This is a genomic window from Cupriavidus sp. TMH.W2 (assembly GCF_050847365.1).
Classification (GTDB): Bacteria; Pseudomonadota; Gammaproteobacteria; order Burkholderiales; family Burkholderiaceae; genus Cupriavidus.
In genome coordinates, this window is record NZ_CP193794.1 from 303,819 (window position 1) to 324,507 (window position 20,689).

Annotated in this window: 19 protein-coding genes and 1 pseudogene; 8 read left to right on the forward strand and 12 right to left on the reverse strand. The window is 62.4% G+C overall.

The genetic code is table 11. The features are described 5' to 3' along the window. Window positions 1-9 precede the first annotated feature (9 nt). The 8 genes from ACREYQ_RS31285 to ACREYQ_RS31320 form a co-directional block, all read right to left on the reverse strand. The gene (locus ACREYQ_RS31285; RefSeq protein WP_432262774.1) at window positions 10-3,114 is read right to left on the reverse strand and encodes an efflux RND transporter permease subunit; all 3,105 of its coding nucleotides are present in this window, start codon (window positions 3,112-3,114) and stop codon (window positions 10-12) included. 9 nt (window positions 3,115-3,123) lie between these two features. Further along, the gene (locus ACREYQ_RS31290; RefSeq protein ID WP_432262775.1) at window positions 3,124-4,281 is read right to left on the reverse strand and encodes an efflux RND transporter periplasmic adaptor subunit; all 1,158 of its coding nucleotides are present in this window, start codon (window positions 4,279-4,281) and stop codon (window positions 3,124-3,126) included. Window positions 4,282-4,292: 11 nt separating this feature from the next. Further along, window positions 4,293-5,627, reverse strand: coding sequence for a TolC family protein (locus tag ACREYQ_RS31295; protein WP_432262776.1), 1,335 nt, complete (start codon window positions 5,625-5,627; stop codon window positions 4,293-4,295). Window positions 5,628-5,688: 61 nt separating this feature from the next. Beyond that, on the reverse strand, window positions 5,689-6,054 hold the full coding sequence (locus ACREYQ_RS31300; protein WP_432262777.1) for a hypothetical protein: 366 nt from the start codon (window positions 6,052-6,054) through the stop codon (window positions 5,689-5,691). 200 nt (window positions 6,055-6,254) lie between these two features. Continuing rightward, on the reverse strand, window positions 6,255-6,740 hold the full coding sequence (locus ACREYQ_RS31305; protein ID WP_432262778.1) for a DUF2127 domain-containing protein: 486 nt from the start codon (window positions 6,738-6,740) through the stop codon (window positions 6,255-6,257). A gap of 35 nt (window positions 6,741-6,775) precedes the next feature. After that, window positions 6,776-7,378, reverse strand: a complete 603-nt coding sequence (locus ACREYQ_RS31310) for a phosphatase PAP2 family protein (RefSeq protein ID WP_432263089.1) — start codon at window positions 7,376-7,378, stop codon at window positions 6,776-6,778. 151 nt (window positions 7,379-7,529) lie between these two features. Next, the gene (locus ACREYQ_RS31315) at window positions 7,530-8,882 is read right to left on the reverse strand and encodes an ATP-binding protein (RefSeq protein WP_432262779.1); all 1,353 of its coding nucleotides are present in this window, start codon (window positions 8,880-8,882) and stop codon (window positions 7,530-7,532) included. 167 nt (window positions 8,883-9,049) lie between these two features. After that, a complete protein-coding gene (locus ACREYQ_RS31320) occupies window positions 9,050-10,183 on the reverse strand; it encodes a tyrosine-type recombinase/integrase (RefSeq protein WP_432262780.1) in 1,134 nt (377 codons plus the stop codon). A 167-nt stretch (window positions 10,184-10,350) separates the two neighbouring features. Here ACREYQ_RS31320 and ACREYQ_RS31325 point away from each other — a divergent pair, with 167 nt between their 5' ends. The 3 genes from ACREYQ_RS31325 (at window position 10,351) to ACREYQ_RS31335 (ending at window position 13,201) form a co-directional block, all read left to right on the forward strand. Then, window positions 10,351-11,298: a DNA-binding protein gene (locus ACREYQ_RS31325; RefSeq protein WP_432262781.1), complete on the forward strand. Its 948-nt coding sequence runs from the start codon at window positions 10,351-10,353 to the stop codon at window positions 11,296-11,298. A gap of 509 nt (window positions 11,299-11,807) precedes the next feature. Further along, entirely contained in the window at window positions 11,808-11,996 is a 189-nt protein-coding gene (locus tag ACREYQ_RS31330; RefSeq protein WP_432262782.1) for a hypothetical protein, read from the forward strand. A gap of 1,049 nt (window positions 11,997-13,045) precedes the next feature. Beyond that, window positions 13,046-13,201 (forward strand): hypothetical protein, encoded by a 156-nt coding sequence (locus tag ACREYQ_RS31335; protein WP_432262783.1) that lies wholly within the window; start codon window positions 13,046-13,048, stop codon window positions 13,199-13,201. On the opposite strand, the gene ACREYQ_RS31340 is transcribed toward ACREYQ_RS31335, so the two are convergent. The 3 genes from ACREYQ_RS31340 to ACREYQ_RS31350 form a co-directional block, all read right to left on the reverse strand. Continuing rightward, on the reverse strand, window positions 13,187-13,837 hold the full coding sequence (locus ACREYQ_RS31340) for a carbonic anhydrase (protein ID WP_432262784.1): 651 nt from the start codon (window positions 13,835-13,837) through the stop codon (window positions 13,187-13,189). The two genes, ACREYQ_RS31335 and ACREYQ_RS31340, sit on opposite strands and share 15 nt — an antisense overlap. A gap of 189 nt (window positions 13,838-14,026) precedes the next feature. Beyond that, entirely contained in the window at window positions 14,027-14,407 is a 381-nt protein-coding gene (locus ACREYQ_RS31345) for a response regulator (protein WP_432262785.1), read from the reverse strand. 67 nt (window positions 14,408-14,474) lie between these two features. Beyond that, window positions 14,475-14,696 carry a hypothetical protein gene (locus tag ACREYQ_RS31350; RefSeq protein ID WP_432262786.1) on the reverse strand — a complete coding sequence of 74 codons (222 nt, stop codon included), beginning with the start codon at window positions 14,694-14,696 and terminating at the stop codon, window positions 14,475-14,477. A gap of 352 nt (window positions 14,697-15,048) precedes the next feature. On the opposite strand from ACREYQ_RS31350, the gene ACREYQ_RS31355 reads away from it, so the two are divergent. Beyond that, window positions 15,049-15,351 (forward strand): DUF2188 domain-containing protein, encoded by a 303-nt coding sequence (locus ACREYQ_RS31355; RefSeq protein ID WP_432263090.1) that lies wholly within the window; start codon window positions 15,049-15,051, stop codon window positions 15,349-15,351. A 245-nt stretch (window positions 15,352-15,596) separates the two neighbouring features. Here the strand turns inward: ACREYQ_RS31355 and ACREYQ_RS31360 are convergent. After that, window positions 15,597-16,250: pseudogene (locus tag ACREYQ_RS31360) on the reverse strand (hypothetical protein); the annotation flags it as partial. 571 nt (window positions 16,251-16,821) lie between these two features. Between ACREYQ_RS31360 and ACREYQ_RS31365 the strand changes: the two are divergent. The 4 genes from ACREYQ_RS31365 (at window position 16,822) to ACREYQ_RS31380 (ending at window position 20,583) form a co-directional block, all read left to right on the forward strand. Beyond that, the gene (locus tag ACREYQ_RS31365) at window positions 16,822-17,085 is read left to right on the forward strand and encodes a hypothetical protein (RefSeq protein ID WP_432262787.1); all 264 of its coding nucleotides are present in this window, start codon (window positions 16,822-16,824) and stop codon (window positions 17,083-17,085) included. A gap of 249 nt (window positions 17,086-17,334) precedes the next feature. Continuing rightward, the gene (locus ACREYQ_RS31370) at window positions 17,335-17,658 is read left to right on the forward strand and encodes a DUF1488 domain-containing protein (RefSeq protein WP_432262788.1); all 324 of its coding nucleotides are present in this window, start codon (window positions 17,335-17,337) and stop codon (window positions 17,656-17,658) included. Window positions 17,659-18,012: 354 nt separating this feature from the next. Beyond that, complete coding sequence (locus ACREYQ_RS31375; RefSeq protein ID WP_432262789.1) at window positions 18,013-19,104, forward strand: sigma factor-like helix-turn-helix DNA-binding protein; 1,092 nt, start codon at window positions 18,013-18,015, stop codon at window positions 19,102-19,104. A 249-nt stretch (window positions 19,105-19,353) separates the two neighbouring features. Further along, window positions 19,354-20,583, forward strand: a complete 1,230-nt coding sequence (locus ACREYQ_RS31380; RefSeq protein WP_432262790.1) for a sensor histidine kinase — start codon at window positions 19,354-19,356, stop codon at window positions 20,581-20,583. The last annotated feature ends 106 nt before the right edge of the window (window positions 20,584-20,689 follow it).

Here is a 20,689-nt window from a genome sequence, read left to right on the forward strand (position 1 = left end):
TGGGTGCGGTCACAGCGAGTCCTTTTGGGTCAGGGTGATGGCTCCGCGGCGGCGGAGCATGAGCCATTCGAATAGCATCGGGATCAGCAGCAGGGTGAGCGCCGTGGAGGTGAGCAAACCGCCGACAACCACCGTCGCCAGGGGCCGCTGCACCTCGGCACCGACGCCTTGCGACACCAACATCGGTAGCAGGCCCAGAATCGTCACAGAAGCGGTCATCAGGACTGGGCGTAGCCGTAGGAGTGCCCCGTTGCGGACCGCCTCGCGTACCGGCTTGCCCTGCGCCAGTTGCTCAACCAGGAAGCTGACCAGAACGATGCCGTTGAGCATGGCCACGCCGAAGACGGCGATGAAGCCGATCGCGGACGGGACCGACAGATACTGGCCGCTGATGAACAGCGAGATCAGCCCGCCCATCACCGCAAACGGGACATTCGCCAGGATGATGCCGGCAAGCGCCGCCGAGTTGAAGGTCGTATAGAGCAGCACGAAGATGATGCCGATCGTGAGCGGCACGATCACGGCCAGCCGGCCCATGGCGCGTTGCTGATTCTCGAACGCCCCCCCCCATTGCAGGCGATAGCCGGTCGGCAGCTTCACCTCTCGCTGGATGGCCGCCTGTGCGTCGCTCACGAAGCTATTCACGTCGCGGCCGCGCACGTCCATCTGGATCACCGCATTGCGCAGCAGCTCATCGTGCCGAATGAAGGCGTAGCCCTCGCTGGTCTCGACCTTGGCCACCCGCGACAGGGGCAATAGCGCGCCTTGCTTCGTCTGGATCGGCAAGTTGTTCAGGACTTCCACGCTGTTGCGAAACTGGGGCTGGAACCAGACCCGGATGTCAAAGCGTTTGCCACCGTCAAGCACCACTCCGGCGGCCTTCCCCCCAACCCCAGTCTGCACGACTTCGAGGATATCGTCCGCGCTCAGTCCATACCGGGCCGCTTCGGCGCGATCGACCGTTACGGTGATCTGGGGCTTGCCCTGGTTGGCCTCCAGGGCCAGATCGGCGGCGCCCGGCACCTTGGCGATGACGGCCTTGATCTGCGTGGTGAGCCGGTCCAGTTCCTTGAGGTCCTCGCCATACAGCCTCAGGGCCAAGGGGGCCCGCACCCCTGAAACCAGTTCGTCAACACGATTCTGGATGGGCTGCCCCATTGACACGACGACCGTGGGCAGCGCCTTTTCCAGCGCTTCGCGCATGTTGCCGGCCAGGTCACCATAGCTGACATCCTTCGCCCAGGCTTTGCGCTCCTTCAGGTTGACCAGCATCTCGACACGATTGACGTCCTCCGGCTCACCGCGCTCGGCGCGGCCAATCAGGGCGACGGCGGTCTCCACCTCAGGGAACTGCCGGACGACGGCTTCGGCGCGTTGCGTGACCGTAATCGTTTCCTCAAGCGAGGTCGAGGGAATGGCCGTGATGCGGAACATCAAGGTGCCTTCCTGCAGGGTTGGCATGAATTCACGCCCCAGGAACGGCACCAGGGCAAGGCTCAGGCCCAGCACGCAGACCGCGATCCCCATCGTCTTGCGCTTTCGGTCGAGCGTCAGGTCAAGCAGCCGCAGGTAAATGCGCTTGGCATGCGCGACCAGCCAGGTGTCATGCTCCGGCTTGGGGCGCAGGATGAAGGAGGCCAGCACCGGGATCGCGGTGAGCGTGAGCAGCAGCGAGCTGGCCATGGCGAAGCTGATGCTCATCGCCATGGGCTTGAACAGCTTGCCTTCAATGTCCGTCAGCGTGAACAAGGGCAGAAACACCACCAGGATGATCAGAATGGCGAAGGCGACCGGCTTGGCGACGTCCGCGGTGGCCTGCAGAATGAGGCCGCGCTTGCTGTGTCGCTCCTTCCCGCCGTGGCTGAGCAGGCGATACGCGTTCTCGACGACGACCACCGCGCCATCGATCATCATGCCGATACCTACCGACAGGCCCGCCAGCGACATCAGGTTGGCCGACAGGCCGACACGTTGCATCAGAATGAAGGTGAGTAGCATGGCCAGCGGCAGGCTCAGCACCACGACTAGCGCCGAGCGTAGCTCGCCGAGAAACAGCAGCAGCACAAGCGCCACCAACACTGAGCCCTCGATCAGCGACCAGGTCGCGGTCGAGACCGCACGGTCGACCAGGTCAGTTCTGTCATAGACAGGCAGGATCTTGACGCCCGGCGGCAAGGTTTGTTGAATGGCGGCCAGCTTGGCCTTGACCGAGCGCACAACGTTTTTGGCGTTCTCACCGATTCGCTGCAGCGCCATGCCGAATACGACTTCCCGGCCGTCCTTGGTGACAGCCCCGAAGCGCAGTCCGCCGGCTTCGTGAATTTCAGCCACATCCCGCACATAGAAGGGTGTGCCCTCGACTTCGCCGAGCGGAATGCTGCCCAGGTCAGCCAGGCGCTCAACCCGGCCGATGCCACGCACCAGATACTGCTCCTGCCCCACATTGAGGTACTGTCCGCCCACTTGCCGATTGTTGGCCAGCACCGTGTCGAGCACGGCCTTGAGGGTGATGCCGTACTTCACCAGTTTGTGCGGATCCACCAGTACCTGGAACTGCTTTTCCTGCCCGCCCCAGGAAATCACTTCGTCGACCCCCGGGGCCGTCCGCAGTTGCAGGCGGATGCTCCAGTCATGCAAGGTACGCAAGTCCATATTGGAAAGCTTGCGATCTTGCGCCTCGACGGTGTACCAGAACACCTGGCCCAAGCCGGAGGCGTTGGGGCCTAGCTCCGGCTCCCCGAAGCCCTCCGGAATCCTGGTCTTGGCTTCCTGCAAGCGCTCCGCGACCAGGCGCCGTGCGAAATAGATGTCTGTGCTGTCCTCAAAGAACACGGTAACGGTCGAAAGGCCGAATAGGGAGAGAGAACGGACTGTCCTCACGCCCGGCAGGCCGGCCATCGACGATTCGATGGGAAACGTCACCAGCCGCTCCACATCCTCCGGCGCCACCCCTGGAGATTCGGTGACCACACTGACCTGTATCGGCGTGACGTCGGGAAAGGCGTCTACCGGTATGTCCTGCCAGGCGCGGATCCCGGCAACGGCGAGCACCAGCAACAGGACGATGACGAGCAGGCGGTAACTGAGCGAGGCAGAGACGATTTTCGTAAGCATGGCGTCCCCTCAATCCTCAGTGCCAAGCTGGCTCTTGAGAAGCCGTGCCTTGAGCGCGTAGGCGCCCCGCACCACCACCTGGTCTCCGGCGCTGACGCCGGCCTGGATGGCCGTCTGCCCGCCGACGACGGGGCCTGTTTCGACTGCGCGCGGCGCGAAGCCGTCCTTGTCCGCCACAAAGACCGCCGGCTTCCCTTGTATCTGGACGATAGCCTCGGTCGGCAGCGCCAGCGCGTGGATCTTGTTGGGCGTGGTCAATGTGACGGAGGCGAACATACCCGGCCGCAGCTTGCCATCGGGGTTCAAAATCTCGACCCGGGCCTTGACCGTGCGGCTCGCCTTGTCCATCACGGCCGACAGATAAGTCAACTTGCCATGGAATGCGGTGCCAGGATAGCTATTGACCGTGACCGTGGCCTCGACACCGGTACTGAGCTTCGCCAGGTCCTTCTCGTAGACATCCGCTTCCAGCCAGACGGTTGACAGGTCCGCAATCGTGAAAAGCGGCTGATCAGCTTGCACCAGGGTGCCGATCACGGCCTGTTTCTCAATGACGGTACCGGCAAAGGGGGCGACCACCGGAAAGCGCGAGCGTGCGCCAGGCGCTTCACTGGCCGCCACACCCAGCATCCTGAGTTTGTCGCCGGCCGCGCGCAAGGCCGCGCCGGCCCGTTGCGCATCGGCTTGTGCCCGCAGCAGGTCTTTCTGCGGAATGATGTCGTCCGCAGCCAGCCGCTTTGCGCGGGTCAAGCCAGCCTCGGCGACATGCGCCTCGCCCAGGGCTTGTTGGTAGGCAGCCTGGGCTTCCCCCAGTTCGATGCTCTCTAACTCCGCAAGACGTTGCTGGGCGCGAACCGGTTGCCCCAGCGAGGTCTCGGCCGCGACCACGCGTCCCGGCAGCCTCACACTCACCTTGGCAAGCTTGTCCTGGTTTGCGGTCAGCGTGCCAGTCAACAGCAGCGGTTCGGCGATATCCTGCATCGCCGCCGGCGCGCTCTGGATCCCCGCTTGCCGGATTTCGTCCGGGGTCAGTTTGACAGTATTAGGGTGCTGCTCGGTCGGCGCGGCAGCCGCTTCGGGCTTGGCATCGGTCGCACGCTGGCATCCAGACAAGACGATACCGGTCGCAATCAGCAGCGCGATGGTGGGGGAAAGGAAGGCTCGCATAGGAATTAGGTTCAGCGCGGTTGTTCGGACGGGGCTGCTGGCAGTTGTGCTGGCCAGCCCGCGGCGTGTTCGAGCGAGCTTTGCGTCAATCGCAACTCGGTTCGGGCATCGAGCAGGTCGCGCTGGCCATCCAGCACTTGCCGGCGCACCAGGAGAAACTGCGTCAGGCCGATCTCGCCTTCGCGCAGGGCCTTTAACGAGAGCGTCTGGTTCTCGTCCAGCGCCGGCATGACGTCGCCGCGCAGGCGGCCGACCCGCGCACGCAGGCTCTGCAGACGCTGCCAGAGGGTCGGCACCGCCGTCTGGATCTCACGCCGGGCCGCTTCGCGCTCGATTCGGCTTTGCGTCAGCTCCGTGCTGGCGCGCCCGATGCCCGCCTGGTTGCGCCGGAACAGAGGTAGCGGCACGGAAATGGCAAGGGTGGTGATTCGGTCTCGACCGTCTATGCCTTTCTCAGGGCTGTAGTTCAGGCCCACCGTCACCTCCGGATAGCGCATGCCGCGCTCCAGTTTTAGGCGATAGTCTGCGCCACGTTCTTGCGCCTCCAAAGCTTGCAGCCGCGACTGGCCAGCGGCCGTGGCCATGAGTCCATCGAGGGTGTAGCCCGGATGCATGCGGTCCAGTTCACCGACCGCCTCGGGCAGCGCTGGCCGATCCCACTGCAGCAGAACGGCGAGAGCCGACCGTGCCTGAGACAGGTCTTCCTGCGCGCGCGCCAACTGATTGCTGCCTCGTTCCGCTTCGACCCGAGCGAGATTGCCGTCAAGCCGGCTGTCTTCGCCGGCCAGCACCCGCCGACGAACCAGGCTTGCCGCGCGCTGCAGTAGCTCAAGTGCCTCTTGCTCCATTTGCACGCGCAACTGCAGCGCCTGAACTTGGACAAACTGACGCTCGACCTCCGCACGCAGATCGCGCCGGGTCTGCTCGATGGAAGCCATCAGCCCGTCCGCGTTCGCCTCGGCGGCCCCGCGGCGGGCGGACTGCTGTCCGCCGGTCTCAAAGGTTTGCGCAATACTCAGCGCCGCATCCTGCTTTCTCGCGGACGGCGCACCGGCTTGTGAAAGCTGCCGCCAGCGATACTCCCCGCCAAGCTGAGGGTTGTTCCAGAGCGGTGCGCGGGCCTCCTGCAGTTCGCCCTGGACGGTCGTGGTGGCGGCCTGCTTGGCCTGTAGCACGCTGCCGCGCTGTTCGGCGAGAGAGAGCGCCTCGTCCAATGAAAGCGGATCGGCGTGGGCTGGCCCGGCGAAGGCCGTGATCAGGAGTGCGAGCAGCGCCGGCGTGCCGGCTACCGACGAGAGCCGGTATCGCCGCGTACGGGCGATACTAGGCAACAACAGGGAAACCATACTGAGTCTCTGTCAGAGCAATAGAAACCATCCCAAGCGCTGGCTTGGGTACTGGATATGATCAGGACAGAGAGAACGAGGGCGGGCGGTCGATCGCCGGCAGGCTGCGCGACGCGAACCGCTGTTGGATCGAAGTGGGGAACGCGTTGGAGGTTTTCGCCGCGGCGAAGGATAGCGACGGCGCGGTATCGAGCAGATCCATCAGCGTGTGATAGACGCTGGCGGCGGAATACTTCACGGGGGGCGCAGAGCTGCGCACCGCATTGCCGTCCGGCGTGGTGGACGCCTGGGCGGTGGCAGCGGGCTGTGTTTGCTGGACTGCCTGGGTCTGCTCAGCCAAAATTTCATCGACGAACGGCCACTCCACTACATTGAGCACCAGGCTCAACAGCAGCAGGTAGGTCGTGGTCCGGAAGAATTTCAGCATGGGGCGAATTCTAACATCAGCCGTCTGGATGCCGGCCTCACACTGTCAAGCGTCGGCCTGACGCGACGGGGAGGAATGACGCAGTCAGTTGCGTCGACGCCTTCTGCAACGTCATGGCGCCGGTGGGGTCAATGTCTGCCAGCACGCTCGCCGCACGTCGAAAGATCTCCTTCGTCATGGTCGGCCGCAAGCGACTTCCGTCAATTGGACAAGATGCGTCGCAAATGCTGGTACTCAAACCACGTCAGCCCAATGACGACCACATCCAATGCAGAGATGAGCAGCAACAGCAGTGAATGCGTAAAGCTGTATCGATACCCTTGATAGAGGATGAACACGCTGAAAATCACGATGGCAGCCGGATAGTACGCCACCTCCTTTCGCCACAGACCAATGATGAGCCAGAGCTTGATGACGCCGTGGCTGAGTAAATAGAAGGCGGTGAAGTGTTGGCTGCTCACGGACAGATCTTGCGCGGCATGGAGCAGATAATTGGCAACGAGGTCGCGCGGGTCCTCCGTCAATTCCGTCCGGGTGATCGCGTGCACCAGGTCGATCAAGAACTGCGCGGTAACGACGTAGGCGAAAATGCCGGTGGCGATTTCCGCCAGTGCAAACGCGCCTTTGAGCACAAGGCTGATCTCAAAGGCAACGTGTACGTTCTTTTCGTCAAACAGTTTCTTCATGCCAGCGATTTTCAGCAATGGGTGACATCGCGCGGCTAGCGCCGAACCCATCCAGAAGCGATGGGTCGCGCCAAGATCGCGCGGTATAGCCGCTCAGCAAGGTCGGTAAGCGTGTTGCCAGCCATTCGCCAAAGTGGCGCGATAAGGGCATAGGCCACACCAGCTACCACGACGGCTCCCACCATGTCCAGCGGGAAATGGACCCCGAGGAACACTCGCGCCCAAGCAACGACAAAGCCTGTCGTTAGGACGGCGGCGGCCAGTCGGAGCGCGCCCCCGAACAGCAAGGTCAGGCCGATGCCCGCAAACACGGTCATGTGATCGCTTGGGAAAGAGGACTCGGCCGCGTGATACATCCAGGCATGGCCAAGACCCAACATGAACGGCCGTGGGTGCATCCAGACTGAGCCGATCACTTGATTCGCGCCAAGCGCCAACAGGGTAACCAGGCATGCCTTGATCGCCTGACTGCGGCGCGTGCTGTCGCCCCACAGCCACATGCCGAGCAGCAGCAACGGTATCAGATAGATGAGGTCGTCAGCGATGTCCATGGCGACATGGATCAGCCAGGTTGGTGTGCCGTCGCCGCCATTGATCTGCAAAAACAGGGCGCGGTTGAAAGCTTCAATCTCGTTCATCATTCCTCACTACTCCAATTGCCATTCGGGGGCAGATCACGAATCGGTCGTAGCGGCAGATACCCTCGGCGACGCCGTCAGTTCGCAGGGCCGCTAGGTGTCGGCGAACGCCAGACCGAGCGGCCGCCACTACAATGCTGCACGCCTACTCTCAATCGTTGGCGAGGGCTTGCGTGTACACAAACCGCAAACCTGTCTTCCCGTCCGACGTGATGGTATGCAAACTGACCTGGCCACGAAGTCTTGCCGCTGCACTCCGGATGATAGCCAGCCCAAGCCCACTCCCTGGCTGCCTCGACCCGACAACCCGATAGAACGAGTCAAACACCCGGGGAAGCTCTCCTTCTGGGATGCCTGGTCCGGAGTCTTCCACTTCAAACACGGCAGCATTACCTTCTCGATACAGTCGTACATCAACCTTCCCGCCTGGTGGTGTGTACAGGACCGCATTGTCGATGGCGTTGCGAATCAGAGCACGGAAATTCGGCTCGTCTCCTCGAATGGTCAGTGCCTCTCCGACATCCAAACCAAGGTCGATATCCTTGGAATCCGCAAACGGGAATATCTCCCCAAGGACATCGATGACCACAGCTTTAGCATCGATGCTGAGACTGACAGTCGGCGGGCCTGCCTCGCATTCGGCCAGAAGCAACAGTTGTTCAACCAGGGAGCGCACGCGCGTGACGCTCGCACCCAACGGAGCGAGGCGAGCCAGGATGACTTCAGGATCCGTCTCCACGCTCATCAAGGCGTTCTCCAACTGAAGCGTCATCGCGGCAACCGGCGAGCGCAGTTCATGCGCCGCGTCGGCGACAAACTGGCGCTGCTGTGCGATGGCAGACTGCAGTCGACCAAGCAGCCTGTTGGTCGAGCTGACAAACGGCAGGATTTCTGACGGTACACCCTCCGTGGCGAGCGGTGCCAAATCTGTGTCGCCCTTGCTATCGACCTCTGCAGAGAGTTGCTGCACCTTCCGAAGCAGGATTCGGATAAGAAATCCGGCCAGCAGTATCAGGATAGGTATCACGGACAACAGAGGAATCAGCGTGCGCAGCGCACTGTCGCGCGCAATCTCGTCTCGCGCCGACGTTCGCTGCGCGACAGCCAGACCATCCTCAGCTCTCACCGTTCTGACATAGATGCGCCACGCCTCCCCATGCGAGTCAATGGTGTGCAGTCCACCAGATAGCCCGCCCGGGACGGTCAACGATAGGTCAGGCGTGACCACTCCGGTTGCCAGCTTGGATGTCTTGAGCACCCAGATTCGGCTCTCCGGCTCGTCGACTTGCGCGAACCCACCTTGCGAGGAGAGCCTGGCATCACCAGGAGAGATCAGCCAAGCAATTTCCCGCAGTTCCCCGTCCTGCAGGTCGCGCGCTTCCTCAAAGGCGAACCAGAACGACGCCGCCGCTGCCAGCAGCCCGATGAGCAGAATCGTGCCGCATATCGAAACAGATAACATCCACAGGAGTGACCGATTCACTCCGCCTTTGGCTCCATCCATTCGGCTCCCCTGGTATGCCCGTGCGCAGCGTGGCAGTGGAAACTTAGCGGACACTTAGCAGAGACGAGGGGCCGCATAAAGCACATACCGACTTGAGCATGCTAAGTATTTTGGAGCGCTGTGGGGATAGAAAACCAGGCAGGCATGGATCCACAGAGAAAGTGGCGTCACAACGTGCCCGTCGTGTCAGCGTGGCGACGATCCTCCTCGGCATGCAGATAGATTGCCGTGGTTTCAATTGATGCGTGGCGCAGGTTCCTCTGGATGTGCCGGATGTCATTGCCGGCGTCGGCCTGATGAGAGGCAGAGGTATGCCGCAGCCAGTGCGTCGACGCCTTCCGCAGTGTCATAGCGCCAGCGGGGTCGGTAACTTCCAGGGCGCTGGCGGCACGTCGGAAAATGTCTTTCACGATGAGATAGATGGCGGTCGGGCTCAGCGGCTTGTCGGTTTGCCCAGCAACCGACATCACCAGGGGCGTCGATTCCTCGGGCAACGGGAGGCCGGGCAGTCCGTGGAACGCCCGATACCGCGCGAAATCCGCCATCAAAGCCTCACTGATCGGCACATCGCCCGCAACCCCACCCTTACCAACTACCGCCAGCCACCAGCGACCGCGGCGTTGGTACAGGTCGCCTGCCCTGGCTTGCGCCGCTTCGGAGGCGCGCAACGATGCGCCATACAGCAGCCGGAACAGCCAGCGCACGCGCTCATGGTGCTGCCGCTCGCGGGCGCTAGATTGCGGCGGCGTCTCGATGAAGTCCAATATGAAACGCCACAGATCCTGGCTCAAGTAACGCTCGACCGTTGCGCGCCGGGACACAACGTGCCCGCGCTGCCGGCGCAGCGCCAGCGGATTGCCAGCCAGGTAGCCAGCAGCCACCAAATAGTTGAACAGCCCCGACAGGATACCCAGTGCCTGCCGGATGCTACGCGGCGACAGCGGGCCCGCGAAGAGCCGGCGATCGCTGCCGTGGCGGGGCCGCGTGGTGTCGATCCAACCGGCCGGCGGTCGGCTCAAGAACGCCTCATAGGCGAGCAGATCTTCTCGCGTCAGACTCGATACCGGCTTGGCCTGCGTTCGCGTTGACCAGAGCAGCAGGCGCACCGCTTCCTTGCGGTAACTGCGCAGCGTGTGCGGCGAGCCAGCGTATTCGGCCAGCCAGAGCCGGATCGCCTCGATATCGGTGTCGGCGGCGATCTGGCGGATGCTGTGACGGCCTCGGTTGATGCCCTGCCGGCCATCGAGGTGCGTGGGCGGGCTTGGCAGCAGCGCGTCCGCGCGGATTGGATCGGTGATCAAGGTCTCGGGCAATTGGCAGGACGGCTTCAGTGACGTACAGGCGATCTTCTCACGATTATGGGGATTATCGTAAATTTCGGTGCGTAACGATTACGGCTATAACGTAATACAGTAATATACATTGCGAAAAAGCACGAACTCATACCCTCTCAGACAGGTTTTCCCTCATGAGCCGCATCAGCGATACCCGTCTCCGCACCCGGCAGGCCGCCGCCAAATTGGTGGCCAACGGCCGCCGCGCCCACAATTTGACGGTCGACCTCATCTACGCCGAGATTCGGCAAGGCAGCCGTACCACCATCAACGACGAGTTGAAGCTCTGGAAAGATGAGCAGGCGCGCGTCGATGCCCTCAGCGCGGCTTTGCCGCCGGCGGTGGCCAATGCGATGATCTCCGCCTGGGCGGTGGCCGTGGAGCACGGCGAGCGCGTGTTTGCCGAGCGGCATGAGGAAATGGAGGCCGAACTGGCCACGGCCGTCGCGCGGGCAGAAGCGCTGGCCGTCGCCAACGAAGGGGTCCAGGGGGAAGTGCGCGCGCTCCGCGCCCAGCTCAATGAGCGCCAGGCAGCCGCCGATCGCGCCTTGTCCGAACTAGCAGGCGAGCGTGCCGCCAAAGAAGGGGCGCTGGGTCAGTTGCAGAACGTCGAAAAGGCGCTGGCAAGCCAGCGCGATGAGGCAACTCAGGCCCTGGCGGACGCCAAGCGTGCCAGCGCACGCGAATTGGAAGCTCTGCGCGCCGCGCTGGCGGAACGCGAAGCGGCGGCACGGGCCGAGATCGACAAGGCGACCGAACGATTGGAAGGCGTGCAGAAGCACGTCATGCTGCAAGCTAATGAGGCCAGGGAAGCGCAGCGGCGCGCGGAAACCACGCTCACGAAGGTGCAGCAGCGAAATGAGCAGCTTGTCAGCCAAGTCCAACAATTCTCAGCCGAAGCGGCTAGCCAGCAGCGCTTGGCGGAGCGCATGCAGCAGCAGTTCACGGGCGCGACAGAAGAGTCGCGAGAGCTTCGAAAGGAGCGTGATGCCCTGGCACAGCAACTCGCCTTGCTTCAGGGGCGGATGGAAGCGCAATCTCAGCCGACGACCGCGCGAACAGTAAAGCAGGCCCGCGGATAGCGGGCAACATCCGCACTCTTTGCCGGCTCTCAGGGACTGATTTTTGAAGAGTCGCTCAATCAGACTGGGGTCAGTCGCACGAAGCAGTTGAGAAACATCGCCACGACCAGCGAACGGATTCTTCGTGATGGACAACGTCACCGGCATGTATTAGCGCACGCTCAAATAGCGTAGAGACGTTAATGCCAGATGCGGCTCAACAGGCCGCCGCGCCTGGCCAAGCGCGCAGCTTTTCCGCATACGACAGTTGAGGCGCCAGGATCAGCTTGGGCCAGTGAACGGAGTGCAGCTTCCGTGGAGCGGCCTTGTGCCGCTCGATGGGCAGTTCGCTGGAGGGCGAAGGCGCGACTTAGCGATCACAATGGCTGGTGCTTAGCGCTGGAGGTTCGCCGCCGCATCCCCCGGTCGCGTGGGTTGGTTCTGTTGTGTCGCAAACAGTCCTATCTCGACAGGGCACGTTTCTGAAGTGAAACTTAGGCCGTCGCTGCCGCGACCATGAGGGTACTGCCATGCGCGCTTATGAATCAGGATTGGCCACTTCTTATTTCCTGCTGTACCTGACGCTGACTCCTGAACTATGGGTTCCATGGCTGCTGCGGGCAGAATCTATTAAAGGTTTGATCGCCTTTGCGGTGCTGGCCAAGTGCATGCTGGTAGCCTTCCCACTCTTTGCAATTGGCGCCGGGGCAGGGAAATGAGGCAGGCTTCCAAGATGCGCACCTTTGCAGTGCTGCATTCCGAGTTGATGGCTGGCAGTAGGCTGCAACACGCTAGGCCCGCCGTCAGGCGGGTTGGGCAACCGACTGAGGTTAGACTGTGAGTACAACAGAAGCCGTACCTTGCTTACTATGCGCTGCGCTGGCGCGACGCTGGCTCGACCGACAAGATCGCCTGCGTGGTAGCCGCATCTACCGCTGCGCTGCCTGTGGCGGGCGATTCGTAGTCACTGGCGATGCTCTGGGCGCTATCGAGCAAGGGCGTTGGGATGCTGCTGAACTGAAGGCTGCGGTTAGGCAGAACATTGCTGCGGGCGCCCTCCCGCGCATCGAGGACGCTGAAGGAAAGGCGAGCGTGATCGCGGTCGGCCGTCAGGCATCCTGAGTTCCGCCGCATGACACTCCCCGGCTGTCGTCACACCTTCCATCGATAATTTGGGCTTGCGGTCAATCGGTGCAGGTAAGCGCTCGAAGAGCTTCGACCCGGCCCTGCACGAGCCGGACATATCGCCGCCAATTCGAAAGCGCCACCTTTTACAATCAATGACTTGGGTCGAAAAGCGGCGGATTTCGTCAGGATCCCGGCCGACCCTCTATAGCATCCAGCAAGGCCCCGAGTGCGGGCGAGACGCTGCTTCACGGCCACTTCGCTGGGCCAAGGAAGCCATCCGCAATGAAGTTCTACGCAAGACCCGCCGATGTGCCGGACAAATCGCATGACTCTTTCAAGCGCATGCCATTGCTTTTAGCGGCGCGGCCAAAGAAAGGAGGCCGCCGTAAGGCGGCCTCACATCAGAGCGCTGAGCGTTCTGGGCTTACTGGTTCGGTGCACCGGACTGCTTGCGCCAGACCACCAGTCTGGCTTGAAATCTAGACATTTCCCGCAAGGACTTCAAGTTCGCGCACGCCGCAACGCTTCGCTGGAAACAGGTGTGGTCTGCGAGGGCACACCGCCACACGGCCATAGAGCCCATCGATGTTCGCCGTGGCACTGCCCACGCCAAACAGCATCGGGATGCCGACCTGGACCCATGCTGGTCGATCTCGCTTGCCCTCTGGGCTGCGGCGGCAAGGACGGCGGGCGTTATGAGAGCAATTCGGTGGTGGAACCCAGCAGCAATCAGCAAGTGGCGGGGAGGATGAAAATCGGCTACGCCATCGACACGCATGCATCATACGTTGCGTGAAGTCACCGCAACGGTGGTCGGTGACTCGGCCAGCGGCACGAAGCGTCGTGTCGCGCCGTCGAGCGCATCGATGCTGCCCGTCCCGATGTCGTAGACCCAGCCGTGCAGATTCAGCCGTCCCTGTTCGAGCGCGAGTGCCACCGATGGATGGGTGCGCAGGTTCGCCAGTTGCGCGATCACGTTTTCACGCACGAGCCCGTCGAGCTTGGCGCGCGGCGTATCGAACTGATGCGCCGCGTTGATCGCTTTAGCGGCGTCCGCATGACGCAGCCAGTTCGCGACCGCGGGTAGATGGTCAAGGCACGTGCAGCGCGAAATCGCGCCCATCGCGCCGCAGTCCGAATGGCCGCAGATCACGATGTCCTGCACGCCCAGCACCGCGACCGCATATTCGACGGTGGCCGACACGCCACCGGGTTCTGGACCGTATGATGGCACGATGTTGCCCGCGTTGCGGATCACGAACAGTTCGCCCGGCTCACGCTGCGTGAGGAGTTCGGGCACGACGCGGCTGTCCGAGCAGGTCACGAACAGCGCCTTGGGGTTTTGTGTCGTCGCGAGCTGCTTGAAAAGCTCGACGCGTTGCGGATAGACTTCGCGCTGAAAGCGCAGGAAGCCGTCAATGATGTCACGCATGGCGTTTTCCAGGTTCAGAATGGCAGATGCCGGCACGCACGACCGTTCGAATACGCCGTCGTGCCGGTGCGGCCGCCATTATGTCCGATATCGAGCATTGCCGAACATTGGGTAGCACACAGCTTACAGAGAGCTGTGCCGAGACGGAACAGTCCGTACCGACCTCGGAATTCTGAAAAGCCGTCACCCTCATCCGGGGAGCAGCGACCCTATCAATTGAAGCAACGCGTCGCGATCGACGGGCTTGCGTAATACCCCTTCGCAAAGGCCTGTCGGTGCGGACCAGTTGGAAGCGGTGCAGACAATGAGCGGCATCCCTTTCAGCGATTCGTCAGCCCTGATGGCTCTACACAAGCCAGCACCGTCAAGCCCCGGCATATTCAGGTCCGTCACCACAATTGCCGGTCGCGTGCTGCGTGCCAGATCCAGGGCCTCAGAACCGTCGCTGGCCACGATCACGTGAAAACCTGAACCTTCCAAAAGGCGCGCGCAGGCATGCAGCAGCAATTGCTCGTCGTCAACCAGTAGGATGGTTGCCTTGGAGCGAGGCGCGAGAGTTTGACGGGCCATGGTCGATCTTGCGTGTCCCCTGTGTAAGACAAGTGTAACGCGATCGCTTCCAGCTGGGCGCGGGCCGCTATCGGCTCCGTTCGGACAACCTGGCATACAAGGCGATTCGGATGCCACCGTGCGGGGCGCGGTCGCCAGCGCGCCAGTCCGGCATGGTGACATCGACCTTGCACACGCCCGCCTCGAACAACCGGTCGGCCAACTCGCACGGATCCGCACACTCAAACTGGCGGCCATCCTCCAACGTTGCCAGTAGCCCATCGTCCCGCATCACCACATAGGCCTTCATGAATATCTCCTGGTACCGGGATCTCTTCGCATTCGGTTAGCGTGACCTCCGGCTCGTAACGCAAACTTCAGAGCCTTAAACCCCACTTGGCGCAACCGCAACTATCGGCGAAAACTGGGTGAAAACGCTGCAAGGGAGCCGCTCTCATTGGAAGCGGGAACGACGAGACCGTCCTGACTTGAGCGCGAATTCGTTGGACTGTTTCGCTCCTGTTGCACACTGTCCCTTGTCGATTGCGGATCGGCTCGTCGGTTTCACCCATCGACCTAGAGTCCTAGACCATAGGACGGATTGCCGCGGACCTTGTCGCCGGCGAGGATCGGAAAGGTCGCTGTTGCCAAGTAGGTGCATGATGCCAAGCAAGAACGTTCACATAGTGCCCGTCGGGAACGCCTGGGCCGTCGACCTAGATGGGGGCACTGACCGGACAGTTTACCCGAGTCAGATGGCAGCCATAGCAGCTGGATGGGAGCGCGCCAAGCGCGGCCAAGTGGAGCTGCTCTTCCATGATCGGGATGGCGAAATCTGGGCTCGCGACACCTTTGACAATGACTTGCCCGACGTCAAGCGACCGGCAATCGCGCAACAGCAACAGCTTACACCCGAGCAGGGCGCGTCGGTTCCGCCGTGCGGTGCGAGGGCAAACAGCCAATAGGGAATTGCTCTCCGTTGCGGGGAAACAACCCAATGATTAGTGTTGTAAAAACCCTGCTGTCGCGGCTGATTATTCCTGACCGAGCCGATTCTGCGGCCGCACGATGCATTTTCTGGCCCCGATCCAGCCGGGCCCAGGGGCATCCGATCCGCTCCCCGGCCGTTGCAGCTGCCTGAAATGCCGTCGCCAGCTATGGCCGGAACGGGTGCCGAATGTGGTTCAGTGCCCGTATCGCTGGCTTGATGCTATCTGCGCAGATCGAACCGGTCGAGGTTCATCACCTTCGTCCATGCTGCGATGAAGTCGTTGACGAACTTCTCCTTCGCGTCCGCGCTTGCGTAGACTTCGCACAACGCCCGGAGCTGGGAGTTTGAGCCGAACACCAGGTCGAGGGTCGGCCGGAATTCGTGAATATCTTAAGCTTCAGATATTTGCGAATTCCGGCCGACCCTCAGGTCGACGCGCGTGCCCGTCCACTTCCGCTTGCCGCTCTTGTGATCGACCCTTTCAAACACGTCGCGCGTCTCCGACAGCGGCTTCCATTCCGTCGCCATGTCGAGCAGGTTGCAGAAGAAGTCGTTGGTGAGGACGCCGGTACGGTCGGTAAGGACGCCATGCGCATCTGGCCCGGTGTGAACATCCAGCGCGCGCAAGCCGCCCAGCATGGTCATCTCAGGCACAGTCAGCTGCTGGGCCTTGTCGACCAGCAGATGTTCAGCCGGGATGCGGGACTTGTCCTTGATGAAGTTGCGGAAACCGTCTGCAAACGGCTCGAGCATCACCACCGACTGCACGTCGGTCTGTTCCTGCGAGGCGTCCATGCGCCCCGGCGAGAATGGCACAGTCACGAGATGCCCGGCCTTCTCCGCTAGCGCGGCGGGCCGGTCGCCCGCGGCACCGATGGCGGTGGCATACGACGGGGTCAGCGAATCGAAAGGGTAGCCCAGGCGCTGTCAGCGTCTCGCAATGCGCTGGAAGGCGTCCTGTTCCAGCAGGGTGCGGATGCGGTTGTCCTGGCCCAGGGCGACTGCCACGCCTGAGAAAATCCAGCCACGACGCGACACTTCTGGGCTATCCGATGACGCCCGCCGGCACAGGGATCATGCCGGCTCCAAGCGCAAGCGAGGCGGGCCGCCTTCGCGCGCACCGCCTGCCTCAATATTACAAGAGGGCAGGCGCGCTGCAAGCGCGTGGCCGCGCGCCACGCTACCAGCCGTGATGGCCGGGGTGAGCGCGGGCCTCGTATGGAGACGGTCGCCAGGGCCGCCAGGACCGCTCAATCCTCACTGTTTGCCCATGCCGGGCCAGTGGCGTTGCGACGGGGAGTGCACCGGCGCCGCTTGCCAGGTGCGCTAAGCTGGAAGAATTGGAGGCGAAGCCGGGCTTGGCTGCCGCAAGCGTTCCGGTGACCGACCCCACGGACGGGTGGATTCGGCAAGACGCCGCAGCCACCTCATGGGAGACATTGTCATGCATACGACCAAGAGCGATTCGCGATTGGCGAGCGCGAGTGAGATCCGCGAGATTGTGGGGCCCGTTGACGGCGAAGTCATCGCACGAATCCTGGATATCGAGCCGACCGTTGAAGATGTGCGGCGGGCGTACCAATGGTTGCGAGCCGACGAACCTCTGTTGCGCAACCCTGAGTCCAGCTTAGGACGCAAGGCGGAAGAGGTGTTCGAAATTCTGGACGACGAGTTGCCGGATTTCGATTCGTCGGGCCGCCCAGGGTAGCCGCCGATCGGGGCATTGTGCGCCCGACGCTCATTCCCCGGTCCAAGCTCATGCGGCCATCAACGCAAACGATAGGCCGAGTGTGGTGCCTGACGCCGGCTGCATAAGCAACGTTGATGAACCGGATAGCTGCGCCGCGAATCGCGTGCTTCGCGACTTGGTAGTCCATCGGAATCTGCCTACACTGGCAACAAATCGGCGCGGCGACGGTGTTCGCTGGCAACCTCGGTTTCTCTCCTGGTTATCGCAATGCAACAGATTGACTTTCCGCGCACCGAGCCGCGCTTTCGTGCCGCCGACTTGAGCCTCGAATGCGCCGCTCGCGTGGACGGAACGCCCGCATGCTATGCCATTACCGCGGAGGCGCTTGAGGATCACTTTGGGGCGCGCTCGCATCGGCCAGAGGATCTGGTACAGGCCCTACAGGGACATCGCGATGATATTGAAAGCGTCGCACGCACCCTATTTGACTTGACTGGATCACGCAACATCGTGCTGCACAGTGGGCATTTCCGTTTCGCCGTAAGGGCCGTGCATTGGGATCGGATTGGTTGGGCGCCTGAACCAGCCTGAACCGGCACACCAACTCGCCAAGGCAGGACCTATTCCCAAGTTTTGGTTGAACGCCGTGGTGCCAGGTGGAGCACGCAAAAGAGGTATTCTTGTTGCCCTTGGTTCTTTGGCTCAGGCAAGCCGAAGCGGACACCTTCAGCCCACAGCAACTGGGCCCGTGGGGAAATGTGGCCGCAACCGTGCTGGCGAGGCTCACGCGTGCGGAGGCCTTTGGTGGAGAGAAGTTGGATGTTGGCTGCCATCGTCCCGGGGCGCGATAGGCTATTGCAGCCCACTGCGTTCAGCAGAGGGCGTTAGCCGGCCAGGGGCACCCGACACGCGACCACTTGGCTGCAAACACATTGCGGGGATGTCGTGAAATTGCTGGTGAGATACCAAAACATCGCCGAGGCCTCGCACGCGCGGTGCGAGCAGATGCTCACCGAGTCTGCCGCGCACTATCTCAAGCGTCATCTCAAACGGATTTTGGCGGAACGGGTGCTGCTGCGCGCCGATCTCGCGATGGACGCCGCCCACCCCTCCTATCATGTCAGGCTGCGCCTGGCGCTGCCGCGTGGCACGTTAGTCAGCACAGAAGACGGGAAGTCGATCCGAAGCGCGCTGAGGGCGTCGTTCGTCGACCTTGAGCGCCAGATCGAGCGCCACCTCGCACGCCTGCGCAGGGAGGATACTTGGCGGCGCAAACAGCGCCGTGAGGGGCTGCGACGACTGAAGGCCGCCACCGCGGCGGCGACCCCGGCGGAATCGGCACGTTTCGACGAACAGGTTCGGGCACTGCTGTCGCCGCTGCAACGCTTCGCGCAGCGCGAACTGTCCTATCTGCGGGCGCGCGGCGACTTGGCAGAGACGGATCCGGCGCTGGACGATGTGGTCGACGAGGTACTGACTCGCGCCCTCGAGCGACTGAACCAGGCCCCGCAGGTGGTACTGAGCGAGGATGAACTGCACGGGCTCGCGCTGGCCGTGCTGGAAGCTGAGGTTGCGCGGCGGCGCAGCGAAGAAGGCCGCTGGGTTTCGCTCGAGGCCAAGGCCACGGTTGTGCCGGCACGCTCTCATGATGACATTGATGACGCGGTATTCGAGTACTGGCAACCGGATGAGTTGCTGCGGATGGAAGATGTGGTGCCTGACGCTGCCAGTAGCCCGGACGTGGTAGCCGCCCAGAACGAATTGCACGAGATCGTCGGCGAATTGCTGTCGCAGCTGCCTAACCAGTGGCGTCGAACTGTGCTGCTAGCACGCGTGGACGACGTGCCAGTGCGCAACATTGCGCGCTTGCTGAACACACCGGAAGGCGAGGTACGGAGCTGGCTGGATCACGCCGATGCCTTTCTCAAGGCCAGGCTCGAAGAGGACGGGCTGCAACCCGGGAGTGGGACTGGCCAGAAACGACACGGGCGAGCAAGTGGCGGTACCAAGACGGAGGGCCAACTGGCTGACACCTGAGCAGATGTCAGGATTGGATGGGCACGCCGGGTCAGATAGTGGCAGGGGCGCGATTGATCGGGGTCCCAAATGTAGGTACCAAAGCGAGTCTGAGCTTGATACTTGTAGATTGCCTGTGCATCACGCAAATCCCGTTCCAGAGGGAGAGGGCCGGTCTGACGGATAATCAAGCCATGCCGCCTCCTCGCTGGTCACCCGCCAACCCGTCCGGGCCAACCCTCGTTTCTCGTTTGCCGACCCAACCTGATCATGCCCGACCTGCAACCGGCGCCGCTTCGCGGCCTTGCCGCCTTTCTCCAGCAGCGCCGAACCGCGCTGACTGAGCGGTGGATGCGCGCTGTATCTGCGGATGAAATCCTGACGGAGGCTGACCGGCTGACGTACGAACAGCTCGCAGACCATCTGCCCCAGATTATCGACAGCATCTGCGTGGCGCTCGAGGCGGAAGATCTCGACCAGGCCGAGCCGGCAATCGGGCGGGGTGCGCGTCAGCACGGCAATGTGCGCTGGCGCCAGGGTTACCAGATCGTGGAACTGGTGCGTGAGCTGGACCTGTTGGGTCAGGTGCTGGATGACGCGCTCGACGAATATGCGCAGTCGGTCCCGAGCTTCAGCCGGCAATACGAAGCCCGCGCGCGTCGCCTGATCGATGAGGCGCGCAGTTTCGTGACGCTGACATCGATCCGGGAGGTCGTGTCCGAGCGCGAGCGCAAGATCGACCAATATACCGCTCGCCTCGAGCGCGCCAATGATGAGCTCGAACTCAGGCAGCGGCTGCTAAGCGAGCTGCACGAGTCGCGCATGCAGATTACGCGCAGCGTCGTCCACGACCTGCGCAATTTCCTGAACGCGTTTTCGATTGCGCTGCAACTGATCTCCCGTGCGCCGGCGAAAACGGAAGCCGGCGTTGCATTGGCGAGCCGGCAGGCTGCTGACATGAAGCAGCTGGTCGACCAGATGGTGGAGTATTCAGTCGTCCTCGGAGACGGTTCACGCGTCCTCCCCGAGACAGTTGACCTGGGCGAGCTATTTGACGAACTGGTGGCGACTTCACGTCCGCTGTTTGAAGCCAAAGGCTTGCGGCTCGAAGCCGAGCGTGACCCCGGGTTGAGTTCCGTTCGCTCGCACCGGCTCCGGCTGAAGCAGGTGGCGACGAATATGCTGTCGAACGCCCTGAAATACACGCCCGAGGGCGAGGTTCACCTGACGGTGGGCGGGGTGGACGCGGATCACTGGTATCTGCGGGTGTCGGATACGGGCGTGGGCATCGCGCCATCTGACCAGGCACGCGTGTTCAACGAATTCGAGCGGGCGGCAGACGAGGACATCCCAGGCGCCGGACTGGGCCTGGCAATCGTGAAGGAGCTCTGCCGGACGCTTGAGGGCGTCATCCATTTCAAATCGCGTAAAGGGCGCGGCACAAGCTTCGAGATCCATTTTCCGGTGAGGCTCAGGGAGCCGGAGACAGGCGAGGGCTGAATGCGGCCGGTGATCATCTGTCGGCGAGATTGATGAAAGGCAGAAGGTCTCTTGCGGGCACGAGAGCGTTACTGTTCTACGCGATGTTGACCGGTCGTCGTGTCTT